Source organism: Fulvitalea axinellae, assembly GCF_036492835.1.
Taxonomy (GTDB): domain Bacteria; phylum Bacteroidota; class Bacteroidia; order Cytophagales; family Cyclobacteriaceae; genus Fulvitalea; species Fulvitalea axinellae.
Window position 1 is genome coordinate 1,115,961 of record NZ_AP025314.1, and the last position, 26,455, is coordinate 1,142,415.

The following is a 26,455-nucleotide window of genomic DNA, read 5'->3' on the forward strand; positions in this document are numbered from 1 at the left end:
GGGCAAAGTCTCCGGTCTACCAAGTGTCCATTGCAAATGGACGACAATTTCGTCGGGAGTTCCGGCGGTATCGCTTTTTTAAGATAAAGATCGAATAGAGAAACAATTACCCGAGAACCACTCCATTTAATACCCTGGTAAAATGAAAAGAATTGCGTTAATCGCGACGCTCATTTTGATGAGCCTGGCATCGTATTGCCAAAAAATTACGGTCAAAGGTTCTGTCAAAGGCCAAGGCGCCGACGCCGAGTTTTATAATGTAGCTATTTTGAAGCCTTCGGATTCCAGCTTGGTGACCGGTAGCGCTTTTTCCGAAGCCGTTTTCAGTCTGCAAGTTTCGCCGGCCAAAGAATATCTACTGAAGGTTACTTCGATGGGTTTTCTACCAGTAGTGAAACGGATAAAAGCGGTTGGGGATTTGAATGTGGGGGAGATGGTTTTGGTGGCCGATGTGAAAGAACTTGAAGCCGTGACAGTGAAAGGCAAGAAGGCTTCTTTTACGCAGAAAAATGGCAAACTGGTAATGAATATCCAAGGCACAACGCTCAGTGACGCCGGGACCGTTTTTGACGCCTTGAGAAGAATGCCGGGGATAAAAGTGGGGACAGACGATAAAGTGACGATTATGGGCAAAGGCGCCCCGCTGATTATCGTGGACGGAAAAGAAATCCGCGATAACGACGAGTTGAACCGCTTGCAATCTGACGATATCGTTTCTGTGGAAATCGACAGAAATCCTTCGGCCAAGTATGACGCTTCGGTTTCTTCAGTACTATATATCACGACCAAAAAGAAGAAGAAAGACCACTTGAGCCTACAGCTCAATGGCCGTTCCAATATCGGGGAAAAATATTCGTATGGACCCGGGCTGAAGTTGAATTTTAGGAAAGGGAAGATCTCGAATTACATCACTTACGGTTATGGCGATTGGAATTTCAAGGGCGGGACAACGAGCCATTTGATTAACCGTTTTCCGGAGTACTCTTTGGAAAGTCGTACCAAGGGCACTTGGGATAACCATAATGACGGCCATCGGGTGTTTTTCGGTTCGACTTATGATTTGCCCAAAGGCGGAAGCTTGCAGGCGCAATACAGTTTCTCGGATTATTCTAACGAAAACACCAGTCATTCTACCCAAACATTGGCGACTAGGGATTCGGAAATAAATAGAGAAACGCATTCGGATAAAGACTCGGAAGGGCGACTGCACACAGTAGCGCTGATTTACGAGGCGAAGTTGGATAGCCTAAATACCTTGACTGTAAGTACGGATTATTCGCTGAAAGACAACGATGCCGTGTCGAGAATTCGGGAAGGGAATGTTGATTACGCCAACAAAACCCAAACCCGAATGCTCAACGACACGGAGTACAGCGTAGTCTCGGGCAAGGTCGATTACAAAGGACAGGTAAAAGGGATCGGGATTGAGGCTGGAACGAAGTATTTTCGGACAAAGAATGACGGGGTGACAGAGTCGAGGAATCCGGAGAACGGTAATGTCAACTTCAGGAACGGAAACGAAACGTTGGACCAAATTTACGCAGGTTATGTTTTGGCTGATAAAAGTGTCGGCAAGTGGTCTTTTTCGGCGGGGGTTCGCTATGAACGAACCGATACGGAGGTGAAATTAAACGGCAACACCTCGCTCGATACGGCTTATGTGGGCTGGTACCCGTCGGCCTCGGTGAGTTACACGTGGGAAAACGAAATGGCGCTTTCGCTCACCTATTCCCGAAAAATCAACCGTCCGAATTTCTGGTCGCTGAACCCGTCTATAAATTATATGGATTCCCTGAATTATAGTCAGGGAGACCCTACGCTTTCGCCCACGTCTATCGGGACTTATAATCTGATGTTCTCTTTGCCGGCGGGCCTTTCGGTTTTCACTGAATATAAATACCTCCGGAATTCAATCATGCATACGGCCGTGAATGATCCCGTAAATCCGGAAATCGTAAAGCATACGCCTGTTAACCTGTACAAGACTGAGTATTTGAGCTTTGGAACGAATTATAACCTTAGTCTGGACAAATTTAACCTGAACGCCAGCACACAGTTGGAGATTCCTTTTATAGAGGTGCCTTATATGGACGGAATCCGGAAGCTGAAAGACCCCACGTGGTCATTGGATTTTGACGCCGACTATAGCTTGAGCAAACGTTTCCAACTGCTGGGCGGGCTGTATTACAGAACCCGTAATGTGGAAGATATGACGGTCTTTTCGGAGTACTGGCAAGCGAATGCTGGTGTGCAAGGGAAATTCTTGGATGACAAACTGTTGGTAACCGTGCGATTAAACGATGTCTTTAATTCGGGGAAAAACCATTGGCTTGACAAATACGGAACCATCGAGAGCGGACAGAGAGACAAGACGAATCGTAGGGCGCTCTTTATCTATTTCCGCTATAACCTGAACGAATTCAAAAACATGTTTAAAGACAAATCCGGCGGAAACGACGCCTTACGCAGGCTCTAGCCTCACCGCCGGATGCTTCGCAGGTAAAGGCGGTATGTAATCGGCGCCCCCTGTCGGTTTACCGTCGTGTCCTGCGTTGCTTTGCTCTTGCTCTTGCTCTTGCTCTTGCCCGTAGCCAGCATCATTTGTGTGGCTTCGGGCAAGAGTTGTTTTTGGGAAAACACGGATAAAGCTTTTTTACTTTTCTGGATCCGAACTTGTGTCTAATGTGAAGGAATGCCTGTTGTTTTTAAAAAACGCACCTTATTGAATAGTATAAATAGGGTTTACTGAAAAAGCCCAGAGGGCTACCCAGCTAGGATATTTTGCCAGACAGTCTTTTCCTGTTTCTTTTCGCCGTCTTGAAGCCATATCCCGTATTTCCAGCTCAAGAAAACAAGGTCAAAAAAGATTTCGCTCTGAAATCTTTTCAAGTTGGCCACGAAGAAAATGCAGGCGATCCATGAAAGCGAAGTGTCCGCTCTCCTTGCCTGTATTTTGTCCAATCCGTGTCCCCGTTTCACTTCCCCGAATTTTCCTTCCGCCCTGCTCCGGTGCCGTTGGTGAAGCGTCCGGTTTTCCTTGCGTTCCCTGATTTTTTCGGGACTTGAGGGAGGCCTTCCCAACGGGGAGCCCACGAATTCCACACCCGCGCCGGACATGGTCTGCCGGGCGTTCCTGTTTCCGTAAATCTTGTCCCCGACGAATTTGCCGAGCTTCATTTCCGGGTTTCTCTCCCCGAAACTGTCGATGTGCCCGCGGATCACTTCCGCGTCACCCTCGTAGTAAGCGTCCCATTGCGCCTTGTCCAGATAGGAATAGCCTTCGTGAAGGCTTACGGACAATTTGGCGCCGAACTCGGTGTCGCTTCCGTTTTTGCCCCGGACTATCGGCCGGACATGGGGCTGGAAGACGTTCACGATGCGGCCGTCCACCCTGTTGGCACCGGTCTCCAGCATGAGCGACTGTTGCCTGGCGATTTCGTGAAGCACCATCAGAATCTTCAAAAACCTGCTTTTTAGGCGTATAACGCCCTTGTTGGCCTCTATGAGGCTGTCGATATGCCGTAGGTTCCGTTCCAGATAATTCAGCTGTCGGCGTGCGCACACGCGCCAGAATTCGGCTCCTTTCCTCTTTTTTCTCGTCGCCCCGACATATTCCCTATGGGCTTTATCCCGGTAAGTCCGGGGCTTTTTGGATAAACCGGAATCCCTGGCGACGGGCCAAAGGAGGTCGATGATTTTCTCCGACTGCACCCTCGCCGTAGCCAACAGCCCAAGGTCCGTGGGGTATGGAATCTCTTGCGGCGCCACCGTCGCGTCGCAGGAGACAACCCGCTTGTCATCTTCGGCGTCCCCGGAATGCCCGTCTTTGGACCCTTCATCCCGATCGCCCTCCGCAATACGGATCCCCTCGTGTTGCAAAAGCGAACTCATCCTGTTAAAATCCCCGTACCCGAGCCGCTTGCGGACCGTCGTGAACAGCGAAGGGTCAAAGGCCTTTTCCGTGGTGAACGAGCCGAGTCCCACGAAATACTGGAGATACGGATTTTCTTTGATTTGTTCTATCGCCTCGGCGTCCGAAACGTTCAGCTTATGCTTCACGATCAGCGCGCCGATGACCAGCCGGGCCGGTTTGCACGGACTGCCCTTGCCCGTCGACATTTTCGATTCGTAGACCAAACCCAATTCCGCCCAGGGGATGGAGTTGGCCAACTTCACCCATCTGTTTTCCGGGTTAAGGCGCCCTATTTCCGGGTCCAAAAAACCTTCTATACTCAATTGCGAGGAACTTGTCTTGATCATAGGTGCAAGGGAAAAAATGCTCTCAGTCCTTTCTAAGGCCAATTTACGAATATTCCCTGTGCTTTGGAAAGGGAAACAAGCTACCTAATCCACTGATAATCTTGTGGTTTTTACTTTTTCAGTAAACCCTAAATATAAACAAGTAGCCTTCTTTTGATTGTGATTTTATTGTGGATGAATTGCTTTTTTTGAATTAAAACCCGCTTTTCTTTGAGAATTTTTAACGCAATGTGCGGCTATTTTTTGTGGTTTTAGTCTACCAAGTGTCCAGTGCATGTGGATCTTAAATTGTCAGAAATGTTTACGGAATCGCTTTTTTATAATCAAAATCAAAAGAGGAACGAATAGCCCGAAAACCACTCCGTTTAACATCCCAATAAAATGAAAAGAATTGCGTTAATCACGACGCTCATTTTTATGAGCCTGGCATCGTATTGCCAAAAAATTATGGTTAAAGGTTCCGTTAAAGGCCAGGGCGCTGAGTTAGAGTTCTATAATGTAACCTTGTTGAATGCTTCCGATTCCAGTCTGATAACAGGTAGTGCTTTTTCTGAGGTAAACTTCAGCTTACAGGCATCGCCTGCGGAGGGATATATCCTGAAAGTGACCTCAATGGGGTTTCTGCCTGTGGTAAAACGGGTTGAGGCTTCGGCGAATCTTGATGTAGGATTGATTGTGTTGGCTGTTGAGACTAAAGAGCTGGAAGCTGTGACGGTGAAAGGTAAAAAGGCTTCGTTCACGCAAAAAAATGGCAAGCTGGTAATGAATATCCAAGGCACGACGCTTAGTGACGCCGGGACGGTATTTGACGCCCTAAGCCGAATACCGGGCTTGAGGGTAGGAACCGACGATAAAGTGACGTTGGTGGATAAAGGCGCTCCGCTGATTATCGTGGACGGGAAAGAGGTTCGGGATAATGAGGAGCTGAATCGCTTGCAGTCGAACGATATAGTGTCAGTAGAAATCGACCGTAACCCTTCGGCCAAATATGATGCTTCTGTCACTTCGGTGTTGTACATCGTGACCAAGAAGAAAAAGAAAGACCACTTGAGCCTTCAACTCAGTGGGCGTTCGCGTAATGGCCTTGGTTTGAATGTGAAACAATCTTACAACCCGGGGATCAAGGTGAATTTCCGGAAGGGGAGGCTTTCTAATTACATTACCTATCATTACGGAGAATGGAATTATAAGGGGAACTTTTCCGGTCATCTAACCAATAAGGTGGGAGAGTATTCTTACGAAAGCAATAAAAGAGGCCTTTGGAATAACGGTTACAAAAGTCAGAGAGCTTTTTGGGGCTCAACATATGATCTGGCCAAAGGAGGGAGTCTGCAAGCGCAGTATAGTTTTTCAGATTATTCTAACGAGCATAACATTAACACTTTGCTGACTTTGCGTGATTCGGATTCTGAGATTACTCGTATCACTGACACCAAAAGGCATTCGGATGGTCGCCTTCATACACTGGCTTTAGTTTATGAAGCGAGAATAGATAGCCTCAACTCCCTGACCTTCGGTACGGATTATTCGGTGAAGGATAATGTTTCGAGATCGGATATCTTTGAGGGTAATGTAGCCTATGCGGATAGAACCCGGACACGGATGCGAAATGATACTGAGTATAGTGTGGCTTCGGGTAAAATCGATTACAGAGGAGAGTTAAGCGGAATCGGAGTTCAGGCCGGGGCGAAGTATCTCTGGACGCAAAATGACGGGCTGGCAAAATCCCTTGATCTTGAGGATGGAGGCGTCAACTTTAATAATGGAAACGAGACGCTGGACCAGATTTTCGCCAGTTATTTATTGGCTAATAAAAGTGTAAACAAATGGTCTTTCTCTGCGGGATTACGTATTGAGCGGACAAAAACGAATGTGAAACTGAATGACCGGGTTTTGTTGGATACCGTTTACGTGGGGTGGTATCCCTCGGCTTCGGTGAGTTATGCTTTGGAAAGCGAAGCGAAGCTTTCGTTCACTTATTCACGCAAGATCCAACGTCCCGATTTTTGGTCATTGAACCCTTCGATTAGCTATTTGGACTCTCTTCTCTATAGTCAAGGTGACCCTACGCTGTCTCCTGCGTCTATTGATGTATGTAATTTAAATTTCTCGCTACCTTTGGGGCTTTCGCTTTTCGCCGAATATGAATATTACCGTAATTCCATAATGTGGACAGCGATAAATAGCCCCGGAACTGTCGGTGTAGTCAAGCGTATACCTATAAACTTGTCCAAAACAGAGTATTTGAATTTTGGAGCCAACTATAATTTTAGCTTGGATAAACTCAATCTGAATTCAAGCGTACGGGTGGGGGTTCCTTTTATAAAGGTGCCTTATATGGATGGTTTTCGTGAGTTAAGGGACCCTTTTTGTTCTGTTGATATAGACGGAGATTACAGTTTGGGTAAACGTTTTCAACTCTTGGCCGGGTTTCATTACATATCTCGCAGAATGCGGGACTTAACCATGTATGCGGAATTTTGGGATTCGTCTTTAGGCTTGCAAGCTAAGTTTTTGGACGATAAACTGTTGGTGACAATGCGCTCGAAATATATTTTCTCCTCAGACTCTTTTCGTTGGCTGGGCAGGTACGGAACGATTGAGCAAGGTCACAATGACAAAACAAATCGTAGGGCACTTATTGTCTACGTTCGATATAACCTAAACGAATTCAAAAATATATTCAAAGACAAGTCTGGCGGAAACGACGCCTTGCGTAGGCTTTAGCCTCATCGCTGGACGCTTCGCAGGTAAAGTCGGTACGTAATCGGCGCCCCCTGTCGGTTTACCGTCGTGTTCTGCGTTGTCTTGCTCTTGCCCGTGGCCAGCATCATTTGTGTGGCTTCGGGCGTGAGCCATTCGGTTTTCGCTTCTTTGAATTTCAAAGACTTGATTCGCTGGCGCAATATTTCTGCCGAGTCCTTTTTCGAAGCCAAAAACCAACCCCACTGTCCCAAGCTCGGCACTTGGTTGCGGAGTGCTACCGTACCGAATCCGGAAGCGTCCAAAGTCCTGCCGATACTTAGGAACGAGGCTTCCGCCAAATAGGCGTTGCCGGCTTGTGTTACCAAACCGCCGTTTTCCTTTAGCGCTTGTGAACAGAGGTGATAGAATTCATAGGTGTAGAAGGCGTTAGTCTCCTCGTCCCGAGGATCGGGAAGGTCTGCGATTATTAGGTCGAAGGCGTCTTTTTGTTTTGATAAAAAATCTGAAATAGGGGAGTTTATAACGTTTACCCGCTTGTCTTGCCAAGCGTTTTGGTGAAACGGTTTGAAGTTTTTCGAACGAGCCATTTGCATCCTTTTTTCCTCGTCAAAAGGAATAACCGTAACGCTTTCGCAGTTTTGGAATTTTAAGGCTTCGTAAACCGCCCGGCCGTTTTCGCCGCCCAAAACCAAGACGTTTCCTTTGCCGAACAACGACATGGCCGGATGCGTCATCGGTTCGTAGAACATGGCTTGGTCCCAACTGCTAAGTTGTATCAAACCGTTTTCGAACATATTGACATTGCCTTTCCATTTCGTAAGACTAATGTCGGAGCGAAGAGTCCGGAAGTGTTCCACCACCTTGTCAGCAAAGTGTATTTGGGTTTTGAACTCAATTTTTCCCACGATAAAAGGCGTTGCGGCGGCGAATAGCGCCGGGATTGACAGCGAAGCGATTTCTTTCTTTTTCCCCAAAAAAACCGAGGCCGATAATCCGATTAGAACCAGCGCGGCGATTGTCCAAAGAATATAGGGTGCGGGTACGAATGAGCTAAGGACGACGGTCAGGACAAGGGAAAGCCAAAACGGAGAGGTTTTGTGTTCTTTTGAGGCTTCTCCAGCTCCATATCCGGCCAAAATGATGAAAACCGGCGTCCAAAGGCGTAACCTGTCCACCCACGGCATTAGGGAGCTGGCGAAAGGCCAGAAGGCTAACGCCAAACTGAGTGATATAATCAAAACCGGGGTGCGGTATTTATTCGCTAATCGCAGAAACCTTCCGGTGATGGCGGCGATAGTGCCGAAGAAAACCAGCAAGCCGAGATCGACGGGGTTGTGCCATTGCAAATGCTTGGCTCCGGATAGGATTCCCGCCAGCGCGGCGCCCCACGGCAATGCGCTAAATATGGATTTGACGAAACGGTTTTTCATGCGTCGGCTTGCGGTTAGATCTGGAATTCGATGGGATAGCGTACCGTTCCCGCTTTTCCTTCAAGATAACCGGGCTTTAGTTCCTGAGCCATAAAGCACTCGTCCGGAACCTCAAATGGGCATTTGACTTCCCATTTCGACGCTTTCTCAAAACCGAAACGCGGGTAATAATCCGCTTCGCCCAGTACTATTACGGCTCCGTAACCCAATGCTTTCGCTTTTTTAAGGCCTTCCTGAATCAACTTTCCGCCGATCCCGCGACCGTGGAGTATTGGGGTTACGGCTACGGGGGCCAATACCAAAGCCTCCCAGCTTTCGTCTTCCGCAATGATTTGGCATTTGGAAAAAAGAATATGACCGATCACTTTCCCTTTCGCCTCGGCCACCAAAGACAAACCCGGCGCCGAGCTGGTCGATTTTCTTAGACGTTCCACCAAGTCGGCTTCTTCGGCCCCGCCAAAGGCTTCGTTATTGATTACGAAGACGTGGATATTGTCTTCCGGCCTTTCTTCCCTCACCGTTACGTTCATGCTCTTTTTCCTTTTTTGATACCGCAAAGATAACAAACCTTGGCCGAAGCCACATGCTTGGAGCTGATACACGGTGTTGTTTTGATGTGGGGGGAGTATTAGGTCTGAGGTATGAAGTATTAGGTAAGTGATTCAGGGAATGATTGAGAGTCCCATCCCTTTAGAGGCGGTTAAAGAATAATCCTCGTATTTCGGTCTCAGGGCGACGCCTTATTCATCGGTACAATACCTAATACTTAAGACCTAATACCTAAGACTAAAAAACAAAAAGCTTCTTCTTTCATCACCCCTAAAAACAAAAAAAGCGAAACCGTAATGGTCTCGCTTTGGGTGATTGTGGAGAATATCGGATTCGAACCGATGACCTCTTCGCTGCCAGCGAAGCGCTCTAGCCAGCTGAGCTAATCCCCCTTCGTCAATCGTAATGTTTATTTGGCATATCCCGGATCGTTTTCCGGAGCTTGTGGAGAATATCGGATTCGAACCGATGACCTCTTGCGTGCCAAGCAAGCGCTCTAGCCAGCTGAGCTAATCCCCCGCAATTGAAATTTCTTTTAGAGCAAAAAAGCGTATCGCTACGCTTGTTTTGGTGGAGAATATCGGATTCGAACCGATGACCTCTTCGCTGCCAGCGAAGCGCTCTAGCCAGCTGAGCTAATCCCCCGTCTCAATTGCTATGCAAAGGTAAGGTATGTGGCCGGATTCGCAAATTTTCCGAAACACTTTTTTCGCTAAAAAAGCCTCCGTACGGGTTAAGAGACTGGTTTTTAACTCGTACGGAGCCTGATTTTTTTATTAGAAAATGGACAAAAGCTGGCTGAAGAATCGTTCGAGTGAGCCGGGAATCACGAAAATTGTGAACAGGATTCCGAACACCGCTCCCCAAAGGTGGGCGTCGTGGTTTACGTTGTCGGCGTTTCTTTTGCCGGCGTAGTAGGTGTAGGCCAAGTATACCGCTCCCCAAGCCACGGCTGGCAAGCAAAGGAAACCGTAAAGGCAAATTTCGCCGAAAGGCTGAACCAATACGAAGGTGAAAAGCACCGACGAAACTCCGCCCGAAGCGCCCAAGGCGTTGTATCTGGCGTTGTCTTTATGCTTGTAGAGTGTGGGGATATCCGCAAAGATTATCCCGCCAAGGTACAGGCACAGGAAGAGAATAGTACCGGTGGAAGAACCGTAAGTGTGCTGTAAAATATTTTCGGCAAACCTCCCGAAGAAATAGAAGGTAAACATATTGAACAGCAGGTGCATCTGGTCTCCGTGGATAAAACCCGAGGTCAGCATGCGGTGCCATTGGTTGCGGTGCCAGATTTGGTACGGGTTCATTATCCACTTGTACATATATTCCGGCTTGTTCCAGGCCAAAAAAGAAGTGGCTACGGTAATGATTATCAATATGACGGTTATGCTCATACGAATGGAGTTGCTGATTTAAAAATAAAACCGGGCTTGGCTAACCCGGTTTTCGTTATCTGTCCCTGTTGATCAGGTTTTCGGCGAAAGCCCGGAAGGTCGCGCCCTTTTCTTTAGCAACGGATATGCGGTCGAATGCTTCAAGCGATTCGGCGAAATAGTCGTTCATCAGCTTTTCGGTGGCTTCACGCACGCCCAGCCTGTCGTAGATTGCGGTTACGGCCTTGACTTTTTCCGTCTCGTCGAATTCCGTGGCCGAAACCCAACGGCGGAGTTCCTCGGCGTCTTCGCCTTGGGCAGTTTCCAGCGCTTTGATCAGCAGGTATGTTTTTTTGTTTTCCACGATATCGCCACCCACTTTTTTGCCGAATTTCGTGGCGTCGCCGTAGACGTCCAGTAGGTCGTCTTTGATCTGGAAGCCAAGGCCGGCTTTTACGCCGAATTCCTGCAGAAGCTGGATGTCTTTCTCGTCGGCGTAAGCCAAAGTGGCGCCCAATTCGGCGCAGAACCCGAGCAAAACGGCCGTCTTCTGGCGAATCATATCAATGTATTCCTCGGCGCTCACATCGTCTCTCGACTCGAAGTTCATGTCCTTCTGCTGCCCTTCACACACTTCTACGGCCATGTCGTTGAAGCTTCGGATAACTCGGGGCATCAGGTCGGGAGCCGTTTCGAGGAAAAAGTTATAGACGCGGATCATCATCACGTCGCCGGAGAGAATGGCTACGTTTTGGTCCCACTTTTCGTGGATAGTGGCTTTGCCCCGGCGTAGCGGAGCGTTGTCCATGATATCGTCATGAACCAGTGTGAAATTATGGAAAACCTCAACGCCCAATGCCGGACGGAGAGCGGTTTTGTAATCGTCTTTGAAAAGGGAGTAAGCGAGCAAGGCAGTCAAAGGACGCAGGCGTTTGCCTCCCAGTTTCATTATATAGCGGATAGGTTCGTAGAGCTCAACGGGGTTTTCGCCGAATCGCGTGGCTTCGATGGCTTCGTTGATTTCCTCGATGCATTTTTTTGTGTCCATGGCGTGAAGATAGAAAAAAAACGGCGACGGACACAGACCTTAAAGGTAAGTGGATGGCAAAGCTTTATGAAGGGTCTTTGAACGGCCCGAAAATCTCTTCGAGTTTCTGAAACCGGTATTCAAAAATCAGCCTTAGGCGCTTTCTGGCCACTAGAGGCTCAAGCCAGTTGCCCAATATACCCAAGGGCAGTTTGTAAGAGACGTGATCAAACATGGCCGTACCTCCGGGAATTTCCTTTACCCAATGCTCGTGATGCCACATGGCGTATGGACCGTGGCGTTGTTCGTCGATAAAATAACGTTCGGGATCCACTTGCGTGATTTCCGTAACCCAATTGCTCCTGAATCCCGGCACGGGCTTTACCGTGTAGGTGATGATTTGGCCCGGAAAGATCTCGTCACCTTCCGTTTCTGAAGTGATTCTGAAATCCATTTCGGGCGGAACGATCTTGTTCAGGTTTCTGGGATCGGACAAAAATTGCCAAGCTTCCTCTTTGCTGATCGGTAGTTTTTGGAAAGCCTTGATGCTGTGAATGCCGGAGTGGTCGCTGAATTTTAGCATGGTTCGGTCAATTGGCGGAATTCAATAACCTGGATATAAAGAGAGTGGTTTGATATTGCCAACGTAAAAACACCTTTCCGGTTTTGTCAAGCCGGTAAGCTGATGTCGTTTAGGCGGAAGACTACAGCTTTGGATTCGCCTTTCACTCCGTATTCTTGTTGGAAAGTACAGTGAGTGATGCCGAAATTATTCGCCAATAACTTTTTGATTCCGGCCAAAACACGGCCTGATTCGCTAAGACTCAAATCCGAACGGTATTCCACGTGCGCTTCCAGATGAACTTCGGAATCACTGAGTTTCCACACATGGATATGGTGGACGTTATCCACTTCCGGAATGTCGTCGATACTGTTTTTGATTGATTCGATGTCTACGCCGGCGGGCGTGAAATGCATCAGAACCGAAGTGCTTTCTTTCAGTAGCTTCAGGCTTACTTTACCCAAATAAATAGAAATCAAAGCCGTAAGGAGTCCGTCGATCCAAAAAGCGCCGGTATGTTTCATCAAAACGCCATCGACCAAAACCGCAACGGAAGTCAGCATATCAGAAAAGAGGTGGACGTAAGCGGCTTTGGTATTAAGGCTGGTACGCGATGGCGCGCGGAGCAACCAAGCCGACAAGGCGTTGACGATTAGGCTGGCAATGGCCAAGCCGATAACCGAGTTTGTATTGGAAATCAGGACGGGACGAATGATGCTTGAGATTCCTTGGAAAAGCAGAAATGCGGCCATCACGAGCAGGCCCAACCCGTTTGCGAATGCGGCCAAAGTCTCGGCTCGTCTGTAACCGAAAGTGCGGTGTTTGGAGGTTTCGCGCCCGCTAAGCCCTAAAGCCCACCAGCAGGCCAAAAGCGCCACCACGTCGCTGAAATTGTGCGCGGCGTCGGAGAGCAAAGCGCCTGACGACGACATGAATCCTCCGACGACTTGGGCTAAGGATATCGCAACGTTCAGGACGATTACCCACAGAATGGTGCTTTGAATTTTGCTTACGGGCATGGGTTAGATGCTTGATTTCTACGAATATAACTTGTGGATTTTAATGCGCCAACGCTTCAAAATACCCTAAAAGCATCTGTTAGGTGGAGTTGTCCGCATCGTTCCGGAATTAGTTGCCGGGATTTCGAGGCTAGTCTAAAAAAAATGTTAAAACGGATGTGTCTTTATCCTATTGTGGAGTGAAATGGGATCTTTAGGTTTGTGGTTATCCTTTAATAGTTAAAAAAATAATCCATATATAAATTTTATGAGAATTATTTCCGACTTTGGTAAATGCAAATGATAATGAATTGGTATGGAAAAGTATATAGAAGAAAACAAGTCGCTTTGGAACGCCAGAACCGAAGTGCATGTTAACTCTGAATTTTACGATATTCCCTCGTTTATGGGAGGGGCTTGCTCGCTCAAGCCTATCGAACTGGATCTTTTGGGAGACCTGAAAGGCAAGAAGGTTTTACACCTCCAATGTCATTTCGGTCAGGACACTCTTTCGATGGCCCGTAGGGGCGCCAAAGTCACGGGAGTGGACCTTTCCGATGTTGCGATAGCCAAAGCTCGTGCTCTCGCTTCGGAGCTGGATCTGGACGCAAAGTTTGTTTGTTGCGATGTTTTTGACTTGGAAAACCACCTTCAAGGTGATTTCGATATCGTATTTACAAGCTACGGGACTATCGGGTGGCTTCCGGAATTGAAAACTTGGGGCAATCTGATCGCCAAATACCTGAAGCCTGGCGGAAGGTTTGTAATGGCCGAATTCCACCCGGTAGTCTGGATGTTCGACGATTATTTCAAAGAAGTAACTTACCCGTATTTCAATGTCGCTCCAATCGTGGAGACCTCAACGGAAACCTACACGGACGGCGACGAGGGAATGGGCGAAACGACTTTTCATGTCTGGAATCACGCTTTGTCGGATGTGATGGGAGCGTTGTTGTCGAAGGGTTTGTCGATAAACGAATTCTTGGAATTTGACTATTCGCCTTACGACTGCTTCAAGAATACTGTAAAAACCGAAAATGGGTATCAGATAAAAGGCTTCGAAGGAAAGTTGCCGATGGTTTATGCTTTGGTGGCTGAGAAAAGTTAATGAATAGGTTGCCGATAAGGTGCTTATTAATGCGAAAAACGAAAGCCCGGTAGCAAACGCTTACGGGCTTTTGTTTTCAAAAAGAGGTTTTCGTATGGTCTAAAAAATTATTTGATATCAGGAGATTTCGTCTCCGTTCTCCGTCACTACTTTTTCGTTCTTCTTGTCCCAGTATACCGTACGCTTTTCTTTGTAGGCAATCGTAGCCATATGCGTAGCGATGCCTTCTTCGAACGCCCGGTCGATATTGCAACTTGGTTGTGTCTTGGTTCGGACGGCGTCGAGCCATTCTTCCAAGTGTAGGAACGAAGTCGAGAAGCTACGGCCCTTGCGGGTGGTGTTCAGTAAACCGCGTTCGGCAAAGTATCGTTCTGTAGCCGATGTAGTGCCGTCGATGCCTTTTGACGGGTCGAAGATATAGGCGGGCTCGTTAGATTTTACGGTGCCTTTTTTCAGCTTCTCCTTATAGATTTTCGAATTCCTGTCTACAAAGAATTCCAAACTTCTGCCAAGGTTGACCGTGGCGTCTGTGCCCATAAACACCTTCCCGCGGTTATGGCTGTTGGCCTGCGATGCACTGTAAAGCATCGTTAAGTCATCGTCGCCGAACTCCAAGGCTATTTGAAGAACGTCCGGTACGGTACGCCCGTCTTTGAAATGGTAGATTCCACCCGAAGCCGTGGCCGAAGTAGGAATGCCTACTCCCAAAACTTGGTTTACAACGTCATATTCGTGGGTGAAAAGGTCGCCGATCAGGCCGGTGCTGTAGTCCCACCAGCAACGCCAGCGGAAAAAGCGCTCTTTGCTGAAGGCGTGTGCCGGAGCCGGCCCTATAAACTGTTTCCAGTCGATTGTGCTCTCGTTCGCTTTCGGGTGGATTTTGTAAACCCACGCTCCGTTCGGCGAATTCCGGTTGGTGGTGGTCTCCACAAGGTTGACCTTGCCCAAAGCTCCCTTGCCGACCAGTTCCTTACAACGACGATAGCTGTCGATCTGGCGGTTTTGGTGCCCTAGCTGGAACACGATGCCGCTTTCTTTAACCGTTTTTCTTACTTCGTAAGTTTCGTCCAAGCGCCAAGTTACCGGCTTCTCCACGTATACGTGCTTGCCGCGTTTGGTGGCTTCGATAGCCATGGTGCCATGCCAGTGGTCCGGCGTGGCGATTACCACGGCGTCCACTTTCGGGTCGTCCAACAGGTTGGTGTAAGTACGGTGGCGCCTCGGCTTGTCGGCCATTTTTCCGCCAGTTCCTTCTCTGTATAGGTTTGCGCCCGCCTCGATGGCAGCTTTTGCCCTAACGTCAAAAATATCGCAGACGGCCGTGATGCGGATGCCCAAATCCGGCTGGTCCAGAAAGTTCTGGTACGCTTTGTCGTCCGGATTTTTCTCTTTGCGTTTCTTTAATCCGTCAATATGCTTTGGCGAAACAAAACCTAAGGCCGCCATAAGTTGTGAGCCCCTTGTGCCCGCGCCGATAATCCCGACGTTTATAGTCTCGCTACGGTCGACGTGGGTTTTGTTGTCTTCCGAAAACTGGAAAGCGATGCCTCCCTTTTTTTTGTTTTTCCTTCTTCTGAAAAAATAGTCTAGCTCCCACGCGGCCAAACCGATAACCGGAGCGGCCACCATACCCTTCAGTATGTTCCGTCTTTTGATCTTCTTTTTGCTGTCTTGATCCTTGTCCATTGCTCCAATATGTGTGTATCACGGCCGCGGGGTCGCGGCGCTCCTTCTCCGGACGAAAAAGCGGTCCGGAACATCTCTCGAAAATCCAAGTTTGTGTCTTTTCCACAGCTGGCCGAAGGCCAAAGCCCTTTGCGGAAAGAAATGAAAGCCCGGCTCGCCGCGTTTCGGCGTGCCGAGGCTTTTCTATCGCGTCATATAAGGATTTCTGCGGTTGGGGGGAAGTTGGCGACTGGAAAAGGGAAGTATAATCTTTCTAAGAAAAATAAATGTTTTTTCAAACCAACTTCAGGGCCTTTTCCATTGTTTCCCCGTTATGCCCAAGCTTTGGACGATGATTTCGGTCGGTTATCCTAAACTTGGACTGCCTCTCAGCCAACGGTGGCAAGGAACATACTTGTGGGGTAAAAATAGGGGTAACGCTAGGGGTAACAGTCATTTTTTTTCCTGAAAAACACCTTTCACCTAATCTGTTTTTTAGCTAAATTTAAACATATTGGTAATCTTGTAAAGAAAAACAGGCCTCATAAGGAGGTGAACCGCTGAGGGTTCTGTTTTGAATTTTTTCAAGAGGCGGAAAGAATCGAAAATTGAGAAGAGGTGAGTATACTTCGACGCACATATATATACACAATAGCCCTGATCCTTCTTTCGGTCGTTGTCGGTTTTGCCCAAAAAGGTCAATTTGCGACGAAAACGTCCGTTCTTTGGCGTCCTGTTTCTGTCGCCGAGTTTAATGAGGGCAAAGACGCCGTTTTGGATTTGGGAATAAAGTCAATGTCTTTGGAAGGGCTGGGCTTGCCGGATAAAATTATAAGGTCGTTATTGGCGGATTCGGCTGTGACACTTGTCGTTTCCAAGAAAACGGCTCAGGATATGGCCGAAGAGAACTTTGCCGGAACGCTCTTTACAAAGGATCAAACAAGCGTTTACGCCTTGGGGAGTTCGGGCTTGGCGGTTTGGAATCCTGATTTTTCCGTTCCTACTGGCCCTTTGTATAAGCAGTGCGTCGGTATTTGGAAACGAAACGGGGCGCCTCCGTACTGGGTAGTCGCCGATTTGGAAAATATCGAAGAAGCGGTAGCTTTGGTACGTGCCGTAAACGAGGCGCCTAGAGTGCGAGGAATAGTACAGTTCGAAGATGGCGAGGCGCTCGGGGATGTGACTTGGATGGAATTTCCGGACTTGGTGACCCAGGGGAGATTCAGTTATCCCACACGCGGAATTTCCGATCCGCAGATGAGTCCGCACAAGGCCGGTTTCAGGTTTTCTCCCGACATTATGCGTTTCAACGGGCGTAACAGGAAGACCGAAAAGATATTTAAGGCGATACCGCTGACATTGGAAGACGACCTACAGGCCCATTGGTTGGCTACGGGGACTGCGAAAGTGAAAAATCCGGAACATGATGATCCGTCGCACCATAACTTGGAGGATCCGAAAGCATTTCTTTATGACGGATCTTCGAGTTATACCGACTGTGGCGCAAGCTCTATCGATTTGATCGATAGTGTGTTTACGGTATCGGCGATGGTAAGCATTACAAACTACGTCGACGCAACCAACCGAACGCATGCTGAATCCAGCAGAAGCATATTGGGCAAGGGCGTTTCTTTTGTTATAAAGCTGGTTGGGAACAAACCGACTTTGACCGTTGTGGGGCAAAGTGATTATATATTTAATTATGATCTGTCCGTAAACAAATGGTACCGCTTGACGCTGGTTTGTGTGGCGAATCGATACGCCAAAGCTTATGTTGACGGCGAGTTGATCGGGACTAGGGAAATCGGGCCTGTACCGAAGAACGAGTACAAGGTGATGATTGGCAGTGATTTGTGGGATGAGTTCTTTGGTGGAAAAATCAACGATGTGTTGGTTTGGAAGCGCGAGCTTAGCGAAGAGGAAGTCTCGAAAATCCCGGAGTTTGTGTCCCGTACCGATGTCTCGGCCACTTTGAAAAAATACGGCTTTGCACTCATGACTTTGTTTGTGGCGTTGATTGGAGCCGGAATATATTATCGCAAAAAGAAATCGGCCCAGCAATTTTCGGTTCCTGATGTATCAAGATCACCGGTAACGCCAACGGTTAGCGTTCCGGTTCGGAAGCCTGAGCCTAAGAAAGAGGAAAATCCGTCTCAGATTCAGCTGTTTGGCCGTTTCAAAGTCAAAAACAACAAGAGCGAGGACGTTACCAAGCGTTTTTCTCCAAAAATCCGTCAGTTGTTGATTCTTCTTCTGATTCACGAAAGGGATGGGGTTTCTACCAAGAAACTGACCGAAACGCTCTGGCCGGAATACGATATCAAAAGCGCCAAAAACACCCGTGGCACCAATATCCAAAAGCTGAAAAAAGCCTTGGCCGATGTGGACGGGGCCGAAGTGGAATACGCCCATAAGCTGTGGCGGGTGAGGGTCAATAGCCCGTATATGTGCGATTATAAGCTGGTTTCGGATACGTTTCACGATAGCCGTGACAATCCGCAATTGGCGATTGAGCGACTGCCTTTGTTGTTGGAAAATCTGGAAAAAGGACGTTTGGTCCCTAACCTGAACGCTCCTTGGCTTGACCATCATATCGAGACCCTGAACGACTTGGTGTTGGATTTCTGTATGCGGATTTCCGACAGTTTGGGACCGAAGGAAACAAGGCTGCAAAGACAGCTTGCGGAGATTATTTTCCTGATAGATCCGGTAAACGAACAGGCGCTTCACTTAAAGATCAAGGCGCTGAACGCCGAAGGAAAGCACAGTCTGGCCAAACACGCTTACGAGCGCTTCGAGCAGGAATACGAAGATTTGTATTCCGAGGAGTTTGAAGGCGAATTCGCTGATTTTCTGTGACTGTTTGGTATCAAGTCTTAGGTATTAAGTATCAGGTCTTAGGTATTCAGTCCTGCGTTTGTGCCAGATACCTGATACCTAATACTAAATACCCTTTCTCTATTGCCTCTGCTGGGAAAGTTTGAAATTCCTGCCGGGCACATCCACTCTGAATTGTTCGATCACACCCCTTTCCTGTTCTGTTATAAACAGCGTTTTGCCGTCTTTCCCTCCAAAAGCTACGTTTGAGGGCCGTTTTCCGGTCGTTCTTACTTCTTTTATGATCAATCCGTTGGGTGATACGTAAACCACGGTTCCTTTTTCCCAGCGGGCTATCCACAGATGGCCGTCTTCGTCACAACGCATGCCGTCAAGCGCATAATCAGGGAAGGTTAGGAGCAAGCGTTTGTTGCTCAAGTTCCCGTTTTCGTCCAAGTCGTAAGCCAGGAGCTTTCGGGTGTTTGTCGTGTTTACGTACAGTGTTCGGTTGTCGGGGCTTACCTCTATTCCGTTCACGGCGTCCAGTTCTTCGTCCATCAGCTTTACGGTGCCGTCAGTAAGTACTCGCCAGAGACGGCCTGTGCCAGCTTGGAAAAACGGATCCGCCACGAAAATGATGTCGTTGTCCATTATGGCGATATCGTTGGGCTCGTTCGGCCCGCCGAATTCGGCGTATACAGAGACGTCTTTGGTGTTTGCGTCCACTTTCAGGATTCTGTGGCCGGGTTGGTCGGCGATCAGCATATTGCCTTTGGAGTCGAAGCGGGTGCCGTTGCCGTGCGAGTCTCCCGGCAGTTGGAGGAAAAGGCTTACGTTGCCTTTGTCGTCCACTTGGCCTACTGTACCGGATTTTTCGAAATTGAGCGAAAACAGAACGCCGTCGGAACGGACGGCGGGGCCTTCGGCGCCTTGGGTGAATACCGGACCCGTAAAATCTGTGGAGCGGGGTAGCGTGTCGGAGGAGCTTTCGGAGCAGGCCCACAGCGTTCCCGCCAGTCCGAGGGCCAATATCCAGGTCTTTTTCATGTCTGTATTTCGTGTTGGTTCAGGCATTAGGTCTTTATTTTTTTGAAAAAGAAAGACGTCCAAACTTTTACCTAACCGTTTTGAAGACCATCCGGCACAAAAATGAACCGATTATTTCGGATATTGCGACATTAAATCAGAACGAAAAGATGAGCCAAGCCCTTAGCCTACTCAAAAAGTATTACGGATACGACAGTTTCCGTCCGTTGCAGGAAGAAATTATCAATACGGTAATGGACAACCGGGACTCTCTGGTGCTGATGCCTACGGGCGGGGGAAAGTCGCTGTGTTTTCAGATGCCGGCATTGATGAAAGAGGGCGTGGCCATAGTGGTTTCACCGCTGATCGCCTTGATGCAGGACCAAGTGACAGGACTCCGGGCAAACGGCGTGGCGGCCGGATATATTAATAGTAGCCAAAGCGCTCAGGATCATTTTAATATACAAAAGGCTTGCGAAGAGGGGAAGCTGAAGCTTCTTTACGTTTCGCCGGAAAAGCTTCTGACCCGTCCTTTTTATGATTTTATGAAAAGGATAAAAATCAGTCTTTTCGCCATTGACGAAGCGCATTGCGTTTCGTTTTGGGGGCATGATTTCCGGCCCGAATACACCAAGCTCGGTTTTCTCAAACAGCATTTTCCCGAAGTGCCCGTAATCGCTTTGACTGCTACCGCCGATAAGATCACCAGAAAGGATATCGTAAAGCAGCTTAACCTGGCCGATGCCCGGACTTTTATATCGTCGTTCGATAGGCCGAACCTTAGCCTTAATGTAAAGCCGGCGCGAAAGAGGGTCGAATATATTACGGAGTATATAAAACTGAGGCCCGATGAGCCGGGAATCGTATATTGTCTCAGCAGGAAATCTACGGAGGCTTTGGCTGAAAAACTGCGTAAACAGGGAATCAAAGCCAAAGCTTACCACGCTCATATTCCGCATGATATAAGGGCGGAAACCCAGCGGGAATTCCTCCGTGACGATATCCAAGTGGTGTGCGCCACTATCGCTTTCGGTATGGGAATCGACAAACCCAATGTGCGTTGGGTAATTCATTATAATTTGCCAAAAAACATCGAAAGCTATTATCAGGAAATCGGGCGTGCCGGCCGTGACGGCCTCGATTCGGGGACTCTGCTGTTCTATACTTCCGGCGACGTGATAATGCAGAAACAGATGTTGCAGGATACGCCTCCGGAACACCGGGAACTGCAAACCGCCAAGCTTGAGCGTTTGCAACAGTTCGCCGAAGCGCATATTTGCCGGCGAAAGATTCTGCTTAACTACTTCGGGGAACATCTGACCGAAGACTGCGGAAACTGCGACGTATGCCGAAACCCGCGCGAACGGTTTGACGGAACGGTATTGGCGCAGAAAGCGCTTTCGGCCGTAGCACGTTCCGACCAGAAATTGCCTTTGGGTTTGGCCATCGACGTGTTGAGAGGTTCCAGAAATCAAGCGGTGTTAAGCAAAGGCTTGGACAGAATCAAAACTTACGGAGTAGGCCGAGACGTGAGCGGCCAGGATTGGATAATCTACCTTCAGCAACTTGTGAATATGGGGATGCTGGACGTGGCTTACGACGATCATCACCACTTAAAGCTCACGCCGCTAAGCGTTGAAGTTCTGAAAGGACAAACGCCCGTGGAGCTTTACAAACTGACAGACGAAGAGAAATCGCCGAAGGCATCAAGAAAGAAGAAAGCCGAGGAAAAAGGCGCTTTGGCGGAGAAAGCCAGCGAAGAGATAATGGCCCGTTTGAAGGCGTTGCGCAAAAGCGTGGCCGACGAAAAGGGAATTCCGCCATACACTGTATTCCACGATACGGCCTTGCTGGAAATGGCCAACAGCATTCCGCTGACTCCCGAAGATTTCGGAAAGATAAAAGGAGTTGGCGAAAGCAAACTGAAGGAATACGGGCCGGCCTTTTTGATGGGAATAGCGGAGGCCGTGGCCTCGATTCCGCCTCAGAATATGAAAAAGGCATTACACACCCGGCTTTATACATATGCGTTGTTCCGTTCGGGAATGAGCCCCGAGCAGATTTCCGAGCACCGCGATTTGGGTGTGGCCACCGTTTACGGTCATCTTACGCATCTGTATACGGAAGATTATCCGGTTCCCGTGGCCCAATATGTCAGTCCCGAGCAACGGGCCGATATCGGTAAGGCCCTCGAAACCGTCGGTGTGGAGGAAGGCTATAAGCCGGTGTTTGACTTTTTGGGCGAGAGGTATTCATACGCCCAAATCCGGATGGCGGAGGCTATTTTGGAGAAAGAGGGTTGAAGGCATTCGGATGCTCAAGGAATCAGGGACGCCGGGCGGGAGCTTGGCGTCTTTGTTTTTTCATTTCAAAAAATGATATTTCAGGAAACGTTCTGATTATGAGCTTGATTCGAGTGTTCTTGCTGATTTTTCCGTTGATATTTTTCGCTTGCGCTTCCAATATTAAGCCGATAACTTTTGACGCTCCAATGAGCGGTACTTATAAGGTGCCCATTGACAGCGTGCGGACTTTTGAGCTTTTCCAACAGCGCTTTTGGAAAGCCGAATCAAAAATGAAGAATCCTGTGTTCCTTATTCCATTTGATGTAAGAAAAGGGCGCTTCACGAATTCGGAGAAAGCGTCTTTCTATGTTCCCCTGAGGGCCGAGGCGTATGCTGATACGCAATGGACGAGATGCTATCCGCTAAAATCATGTTATTGGGTCTATTCAATGGAAAGCGATAGTGTTGTCAGACGTAGGTTGCGTTCTGATTTGGGTTCGAAAAAATCGCCTTCGATAAATATTATGATGGAACTCGATCAGCTATTGACTTCGATTGAGCGTTTGATGGGATTGATAATCAAGGAATACGATTTCATTCACCGGAAAAAGCGGGAGGCACAGCCATTGAATATCACCCTTTTCGAGATTGAATCATTGCCTGATTTAAGTAGGGTTTACTGAAAAAGCCCAGAGGGCTACCCAGCTAGGATATTTTGCCAGACAGTCTTTTCCTGTTTCTTTTCGCCGTCTTGAAGCCATATCCCGTATTTCCAGCTCAAGAAAACAAGGTCAAAAAAGATTTCGCTCTGAAATCTTTTCAAGTTGGCCACGAAGAAAATGCAGGCGATCCATGAAAGCGAAGTGTCCGCTCTCCTTGCCTGTATTTTGTCCAATCCGTGTCCCCGTTTCACTTCCCCGAATTTTCCTTCCGCCCTGCTCCGGTGCCGTTGGTGAAGCGTCCGGTTTTCCTTGCGTTCCCTGATTTTTTCGGGACTTGAGGGAGGCCTTCCCAACGGGGAGCCCACGAATTCCACACCCGCGCCGGACATGGTCTGCCGGGCGTTCCTGTTTCCGTAAATCTTGTCCCCGACGAATTTGCCGAGCTTCATTTCCGGGTTTCTCTCCCCGAAACTGTCGATGTGCCCGCGGATCACTTCCGCGTCACCCTCGTAGTAAGCGTCCCATTGCGCCTTGTCCAGATAGGAATAGCCTTCGTGAAGGCTTACGGACAATTTGGCGCCGAACTCGGTGTCGCTTCCGTTTTTGCCCCGGACTATCGGCCGGACATGGGGCTGGAAGACGTTCACGATGCGGCCGTCCACCCTGTTGGCACCGGTCTCCAGCATGAGCGACTGTTGCCTGGCGATTTCGTGAAGCACCATCAGAATCTTCAAAAACCTGCTTTTTAGGCGTATAACGCCCTTGTTGGCCTCTATGAGGCTGTCGATATGCCGTAGGTTCCGTTCCAGATAATTCAGCTGTCGGCGTGCGCACACGCGCCAGAATTCGGCTCCTTTCCTCTTTTTTCTCGTCGCCCCGACATATTCCCTATGGGCTTTATCCCGGTAAGTCCGGGGCTTTTTGGATAAACCGGAATCCCTGGCGACGGGCCAAAGGAGGTCGATGATTTTCTCCGACTGCACCCTCGCCGTAGCCAACAGCCCAAGGTCCGTGGGGTATGGAATCTCTTGCGGCGCCACCGTCGCGTCGCAGGAGACAACCCGCTTGTCATCTTCGGCGTCCCCGGAATGCCCGTCTTTGGACCCTTCATCCCGATCGCCCTCCGCAATACGGATCCCCTCGTGTTGCAAAAGCGAACTCATCCTGTTAAAATCCCCGTACCCGAGCCGCTTGCGGACCGTCGTGAACAGCGAAGGGTCAAAGGCCTTTTCCGTGGTGAACGAGCCGAGTCCCACGAAATACTGGAGATACGGATTTTCTTTGATTTGTTCTATCGCCTCGGCGTCCGAAACGTTCAGCTTATGCTTCACGATCAGCGCGCCGATGACCAGCCGGGCCGGTTTGCACGGACTGCCCTTGCCCGTCGACATTTTCGATTCGTAGACCAAACCCAATTCCGCCCAGGGGATGGAGTTGGCCAACTTCACCCATCTGTTTTCCGGGTTAAGGCGCCCTATTTCCGGGTCCAAAAAACCTTCTATACTCAATTGCGAGGAACTTGTCTTGATCATAGGTGCAAGGGAAAAAATGCTCTCAGTCCTTTCTAAGGCCAATTTACGAATATTCCCTGTGCTTTGGAAAGGGAAACAAGCTACCTAATCCACTGATAATCTTGTGGTTTTTACTTTTTCAGTAAACCCTAAGTAGGTCGGACAGTCTGTTGAAAAGCATTGAGTTGGAGGTTCCCGATTTTGAGGATTACGAATTTGAAGAAGATGAACCCCTTTACTTGGATTCGCTTGACCATCGTTGACATAAGGGATTTTTATAAAAAAACGGAGACACACAAAAGCGCGCCTCCGTCCAATAATCAGTCACAGTTTTTTTATTAAGGAACAATTAAAGAATATGCGCCTGAATAAGTTTATCCTTGTTTTATTCGTGTCAACAGATCGAACTATTATTGATTCCAATGCGTTCCAAAAAACTAATTTCAGGCCTTTATTTTTCTTCCATAACCGTAATGCTTTTGGATGGAAGATAAATTTGTAGCCGTATTTGAGAGATTTTTTGGTTACTTTTTCATCTGAAAACTCAAGCGATAGCGTTCATGAACACCGCTGAAAGCAAACTAAAACGTGAGTAAAGTAACACCGGAGCTGGTTATAAGCACGTTGTTTATGGTCTCGGGATATCGCCTTTTAAATGCCCATAATTATGTCGCAGTGCATAATTTCCCTGTTTAGGGCTTCAGGACATTCATCGGGACAGTACCTAATACGTAATACCTGATACCTAAGACCCTATAGATTTATTCTTTCATTATCCCTAAGCGTCCACCGTTTCGGCTTCGGGAACCGCTTTTAAGAATACTACCCGCACGGCTTCCATTACCATCACTATCGCCAAAATCAACAGTACGGCCGATACGATGCCGATTAGCGTAAAGCCCGATTGCAAAACCAATTGCGTAAGCGCCCAGAGCGTCATGGTAAGCATAAAGAGCAATGGCCCGGCCACGAACCAAGACGGTTTGCCCGTTTTTCTGAGCCAAACGTAAACCACGAGCAAAGCCAAAGCCGCCAACAATTGGTTTGTGGCGCCGAATACGGGCCAGATGGCTTTCCATACCGGAATAGGATTGCCGGAGGCGTCTTGCATAGTCATAAACACGAAGGCGATCGGCAAGGCCAAAGTGGCTCCGATTGCGACGTATTTTGACAGTCCGCCTTTCAGCCCGAAGAATTCTTCGAATACGTAACGCGCCAAACGCGTGGAGGTGTCCAGCGTAGTCAAAAGGAACGTGGAGATAGTCAGCATTCCGAACGATTCGCCCCAAGCGACGGGAAGTCCGACAGTGTTCAGGAAGCGCCCCATGCCGGCGCCGTATACGGCCAACGGCGATTTGGTGGCTATTTCGCTGCCAGGGCTGAGCATCGCCACCGTAAACAACGCGATTACGGCAAGCGCCCCTTCGATCAGCATCGCTCCGTAGCCTACCGGCCGGGCGTCGGTTTCTTTATCCAATTGCTTGGATGTTGTGCCCGACGAAACGATAGAATGGAAGCCGGAACAGGCGCCGCACGCGATGGTGATAAACAGGATAGGGAAAAGCGTGCCGTGGTCTACGGTAGACCAATCGGTAAAGGCGGGATAAGAAAGCTCGAAGCCTCCGAGGAAAAGTCCCACCAAAGCGCCGATCATGGCGGCGTAGAGCAAAAACGACGACAAGTAATCGCGGGGTTGGAGCAAAACCCAAACCGGCAACACCGACGCAGCTACGCAATAAAGCAGAAGTCCGATGCTCCACCACTGCCTCGGGCTGATGCCGGTGGCCTGGGCCAACGCAGACAAATCTGCCGGGATAACGAAGCTTAGGGCGAACAGGCCGAAAAGTATAGGAACGAAAATCAGGGAGAGTTTGCCGGAAGGCAATCCTTTTCTGAAAACCAGATAACCAAAAATCAGGGCCAATGCCACGAACATTCCGGAAGCCGAAGCCACCTCGCCTTTGTTGGCGAAGCTTGTGGCCGTCAAATCCACAAACACTATAAGTATATATACCAAAGCCAGCCAAATAAACACGAGCATCATACGGTAAGCGAACGGCGACATATACAGACGGACGATCTCGGCCACCGACTTCGCTTTGTGCCTTACGGAGGCGATAAGGGAAGTGTAGTCATGCACGCCGCCGATAAAAATGGTTCCCAGAACAATCCAAAGCAAGGCGGGTAGCCAACCGAAGGCCAATCCCGCGATAATAGGCCCCACGATAGGGCCGGCGCCGGCTATAGAGGCGAAGTGGTGTCCGAGCAAAACGCCCTTTTTGGTGGGTACGCGGTCCACACCGTCATAGTCGCTGTGGCTGGGCGTAGGACACGAGTCGTCAATGCCGAAAGTCTTGTCCAGAAAACCGCCGTAAAATTTGTAGGCCGCAAAAAATAGCAAAAGGGCCCCTAAGAAAATATAAGCCATGATATTCTGTTTTGGTCAATGCCGTAAGATGTCCAATAGCCCTGTGAA

At 48.7% G+C, this 26,455-nt stretch carries 18 protein-coding genes and 3 tRNA genes; 6 read left to right on the forward strand and 15 right to left on the reverse strand.

Annotation, left to right across the window (positions count from 1 at the left end; genetic code table 11):
* Positions 1-142 precede the first annotated feature (142 nt).
* Positions 143-2,476 (forward strand): TonB-dependent receptor domain-containing protein, encoded by a 2,334-nt coding sequence (locus AABK39_RS04570; protein ID WP_338393734.1) that lies wholly within the window; start codon positions 143-145, stop codon positions 2,474-2,476.
* A 2-nt stretch (positions 2,477-2,478) separates the two neighbouring features.
* Here the strand turns inward: AABK39_RS04570 and AABK39_RS04575 are convergent, their stop codons facing one another.
* Positions 2,479-2,640: a hypothetical protein gene (locus AABK39_RS04575; protein WP_338393735.1), complete on the reverse strand. Its 162-nt coding sequence runs from the start codon at positions 2,638-2,640 to the stop codon at positions 2,479-2,481.
* Between the two features lie 123 nt (positions 2,641-2,763).
* The gene (locus AABK39_RS04580; protein ID WP_338391085.1) at positions 2,764-4,260 is read right to left on the reverse strand and encodes an IS5 family transposase; all 1,497 of its coding nucleotides are present in this window, start codon (positions 4,258-4,260) and stop codon (positions 2,764-2,766) included.
* 381 nt (positions 4,261-4,641) lie between these two features.
* Between AABK39_RS04580 and AABK39_RS04585 the strand changes: the two genes are divergently transcribed.
* Complete coding sequence (locus AABK39_RS04585) at positions 4,642-6,987, forward strand: TonB-dependent receptor (protein WP_338393736.1); 2,346 nt, start codon at positions 4,642-4,644, stop codon at positions 6,985-6,987.
* Positions 6,988-6,989: 2 nt separating this feature from the next.
* Here the strand turns inward: AABK39_RS04585 and AABK39_RS04590 are convergent, their stop codons facing one another.
* From AABK39_RS04590 to AABK39_RS04630, 9 genes are all read right to left on the reverse strand, one after another.
* Positions 6,990-8,396: a spermine/spermidine synthase domain-containing protein gene (locus AABK39_RS04590; protein WP_338393737.1), complete on the reverse strand. Its 1,407-nt coding sequence runs from the start codon at positions 8,394-8,396 to the stop codon at positions 6,990-6,992.
* 14 nt (positions 8,397-8,410) lie between these two features.
* Positions 8,411-8,926, reverse strand: a complete 516-nt coding sequence (locus tag AABK39_RS04595) for a GNAT family N-acetyltransferase (RefSeq protein WP_338393738.1) — start codon at positions 8,924-8,926, stop codon at positions 8,411-8,413.
* A gap of 337 nt (positions 8,927-9,263) precedes the next feature.
* Positions 9,264-9,337, reverse strand: a tRNA-Ala gene (locus AABK39_RS04600).
* Between the two features lie 53 nt (positions 9,338-9,390).
* A tRNA-Ala gene (locus AABK39_RS04605) sits at positions 9,391-9,464 on the reverse strand.
* Between the two features lie 49 nt (positions 9,465-9,513).
* Positions 9,514-9,590, reverse strand: a tRNA-Ala gene (locus AABK39_RS04610).
* A 131-nt stretch (positions 9,591-9,721) separates the two neighbouring features.
* The gene (locus AABK39_RS04615) at positions 9,722-10,339 is read right to left on the reverse strand and encodes a rhomboid family intramembrane serine protease (RefSeq protein WP_338393739.1); all 618 of its coding nucleotides are present in this window, start codon (positions 10,337-10,339) and stop codon (positions 9,722-9,724) included.
* A gap of 55 nt (positions 10,340-10,394) precedes the next feature.
* Entirely contained in the window at positions 10,395-11,366 is a 972-nt protein-coding gene (locus tag AABK39_RS04620; RefSeq protein ID WP_338393740.1) for a polyprenyl synthetase family protein, read from the reverse strand.
* A gap of 64 nt (positions 11,367-11,430) precedes the next feature.
* Positions 11,431-11,928, reverse strand: a complete 498-nt coding sequence (locus AABK39_RS04625) for an SRPBCC family protein (protein ID WP_338393741.1) — start codon at positions 11,926-11,928, stop codon at positions 11,431-11,433.
* Between the two features lie 86 nt (positions 11,929-12,014).
* Complete coding sequence (locus AABK39_RS04630) at positions 12,015-12,926, reverse strand: cation diffusion facilitator family transporter (RefSeq protein ID WP_338393742.1); 912 nt, start codon at positions 12,924-12,926, stop codon at positions 12,015-12,017.
* 295 nt (positions 12,927-13,221) lie between these two features.
* Here AABK39_RS04630 and AABK39_RS04635 point away from each other — a divergent pair, with 295 nt between their 5' ends.
* A complete protein-coding gene (locus AABK39_RS04635) occupies positions 13,222-14,013 on the forward strand; it encodes a class I SAM-dependent methyltransferase (protein WP_338393743.1) in 792 nt (263 codons plus the stop codon).
* Between the two features lie 117 nt (positions 14,014-14,130).
* On the opposite strand, the gene AABK39_RS04640 is transcribed toward AABK39_RS04635, so the two are convergent.
* Positions 14,131-15,699: a Gfo/Idh/MocA family protein gene (locus AABK39_RS04640; RefSeq protein WP_338393744.1), complete on the reverse strand. Its 1,569-nt coding sequence runs from the start codon at positions 15,697-15,699 to the stop codon at positions 14,131-14,133.
* Positions 15,700-16,296: 597 nt separating this feature from the next.
* Between AABK39_RS04640 and AABK39_RS04645 the strand changes: the two genes are divergently transcribed.
* A complete protein-coding gene (locus AABK39_RS04645) occupies positions 16,297-18,537 on the forward strand; it encodes a LamG-like jellyroll fold domain-containing protein (protein ID WP_338393745.1) in 2,241 nt (746 codons plus the stop codon).
* Between the two features lie 99 nt (positions 18,538-18,636).
* Here AABK39_RS04645 and AABK39_RS04650 read toward each other — a convergent pair whose 3' ends face one another.
* Positions 18,637-19,542, reverse strand: coding sequence for an SMP-30/gluconolactonase/LRE family protein (locus AABK39_RS04650; protein WP_338393746.1), 906 nt, complete (start codon positions 19,540-19,542; stop codon positions 18,637-18,639).
* A 149-nt stretch (positions 19,543-19,691) separates the two neighbouring features.
* Between AABK39_RS04650 and recQ the strand changes: the two genes are divergently transcribed.
* Together recQ and AABK39_RS04660 are read left to right on the forward strand one after the other, a co-directional pair.
* On the forward strand, positions 19,692-21,824 hold the full coding sequence (gene recQ / locus AABK39_RS04655) for a DNA helicase RecQ (protein WP_338393747.1): 2,133 nt from the start codon (positions 19,692-19,694) through the stop codon (positions 21,822-21,824).
* A 98-nt stretch (positions 21,825-21,922) separates the two neighbouring features.
* Positions 21,923-22,489: a hypothetical protein gene (locus AABK39_RS04660; RefSeq protein ID WP_338393748.1), complete on the forward strand. Its 567-nt coding sequence runs from the start codon at positions 21,923-21,925 to the stop codon at positions 22,487-22,489.
* 14 nt (positions 22,490-22,503) lie between these two features.
* Here the strand turns inward: AABK39_RS04660 and AABK39_RS04665 are convergent, their stop codons facing one another.
* On the reverse strand, positions 22,504-24,000 hold the full coding sequence (locus AABK39_RS04665) for an IS5 family transposase (protein WP_338391085.1): 1,497 nt from the start codon (positions 23,998-24,000) through the stop codon (positions 22,504-22,506).
* Positions 24,001-24,757: 757 nt separating this feature from the next.
* Entirely contained in the window at positions 24,758-26,407 is a 1,650-nt protein-coding gene (locus tag AABK39_RS04670) for a carbon starvation CstA family protein (RefSeq protein ID WP_338393749.1), read from the reverse strand.
* Positions 26,408-26,455 lie beyond the last annotated feature (48 nt).

What these genes read in the sequence shown, in the direction of transcription:
- AABK39_RS04570 (WP_338393734.1), top strand. Translation starts at nt 143, where the DNA reads ATGAAAAGAATTGCGTTAATCGCGACGCTCATTTTGATGAGCCTGGCA.
- AABK39_RS04580 (WP_338391085.1), bottom strand. Translation starts at nt 4,260, where the DNA reads ATGATCAAGACAAGTTCCTCGCAATTGAGTATAGAAGGTTTTTTGGAC.
- AABK39_RS04585 (WP_338393736.1), top strand. Translation starts at nt 4,642, where the DNA reads ATGAAAAGAATTGCGTTAATCACGACGCTCATTTTTATGAGCCTGGCA.
- AABK39_RS04590 (WP_338393737.1), bottom strand. Translation starts at nt 8,396, where the DNA reads ATGAAAAACCGTTTCGTCAAATCCATATTTAGCGCATTGCCGTGGGGC.
- AABK39_RS04595 (WP_338393738.1), bottom strand. Translation starts at nt 8,926, where the DNA reads ATGAACGTAACGGTGAGGGAAGAAAGGCCGGAAGACAATATCCACGTC.
- AABK39_RS04615 (WP_338393739.1), bottom strand. Translation starts at nt 10,339, where the DNA reads ATGAGCATAACCGTCATATTGATAATCATTACCGTAGCCACTTCTTTT.
- AABK39_RS04620 (WP_338393740.1), bottom strand. Translation starts at nt 11,366, where the DNA reads ATGGACACAAAAAAATGCATCGAGGAAATCAACGAAGCCATCGAAGCC.
- AABK39_RS04625 (WP_338393741.1), bottom strand. Translation starts at nt 11,928, where the DNA reads ATGCTAAAATTCAGCGACCACTCCGGCATTCACAGCATCAAGGCTTTC.
- AABK39_RS04630 (WP_338393742.1), bottom strand. Translation starts at nt 12,926, where the DNA reads ATGCCCGTAAGCAAAATTCAAAGCACCATTCTGTGGGTAATCGTCCTG.
- AABK39_RS04635 (WP_338393743.1), top strand. Translation starts at nt 13,222, where the DNA reads ATGGAAAAGTATATAGAAGAAAACAAGTCGCTTTGGAACGCCAGAACC.
- AABK39_RS04640 (WP_338393744.1), bottom strand. Translation starts at nt 15,699, where the DNA reads ATGGACAAGGATCAAGACAGCAAAAAGAAGATCAAAAGACGGAACATA.
- AABK39_RS04650 (WP_338393746.1), bottom strand. Translation starts at nt 19,542, where the DNA reads ATGAAAAAGACCTGGATATTGGCCCTCGGACTGGCGGGAACGCTGTGG.
- recQ (WP_338393747.1), top strand. Translation starts at nt 19,692, where the DNA reads ATGAGCCAAGCCCTTAGCCTACTCAAAAAGTATTACGGATACGACAGT.
- AABK39_RS04660 (WP_338393748.1), top strand. Translation starts at nt 21,923, where the DNA reads ATGAGCTTGATTCGAGTGTTCTTGCTGATTTTTCCGTTGATATTTTTC.
- AABK39_RS04665 (WP_338391085.1), bottom strand. Translation starts at nt 24,000, where the DNA reads ATGATCAAGACAAGTTCCTCGCAATTGAGTATAGAAGGTTTTTTGGAC.
- AABK39_RS04670 (WP_338393749.1), bottom strand. Translation starts at nt 26,407, where the DNA reads ATGGCTTATATTTTCTTAGGGGCCCTTTTGCTATTTTTTGCGGCCTAC.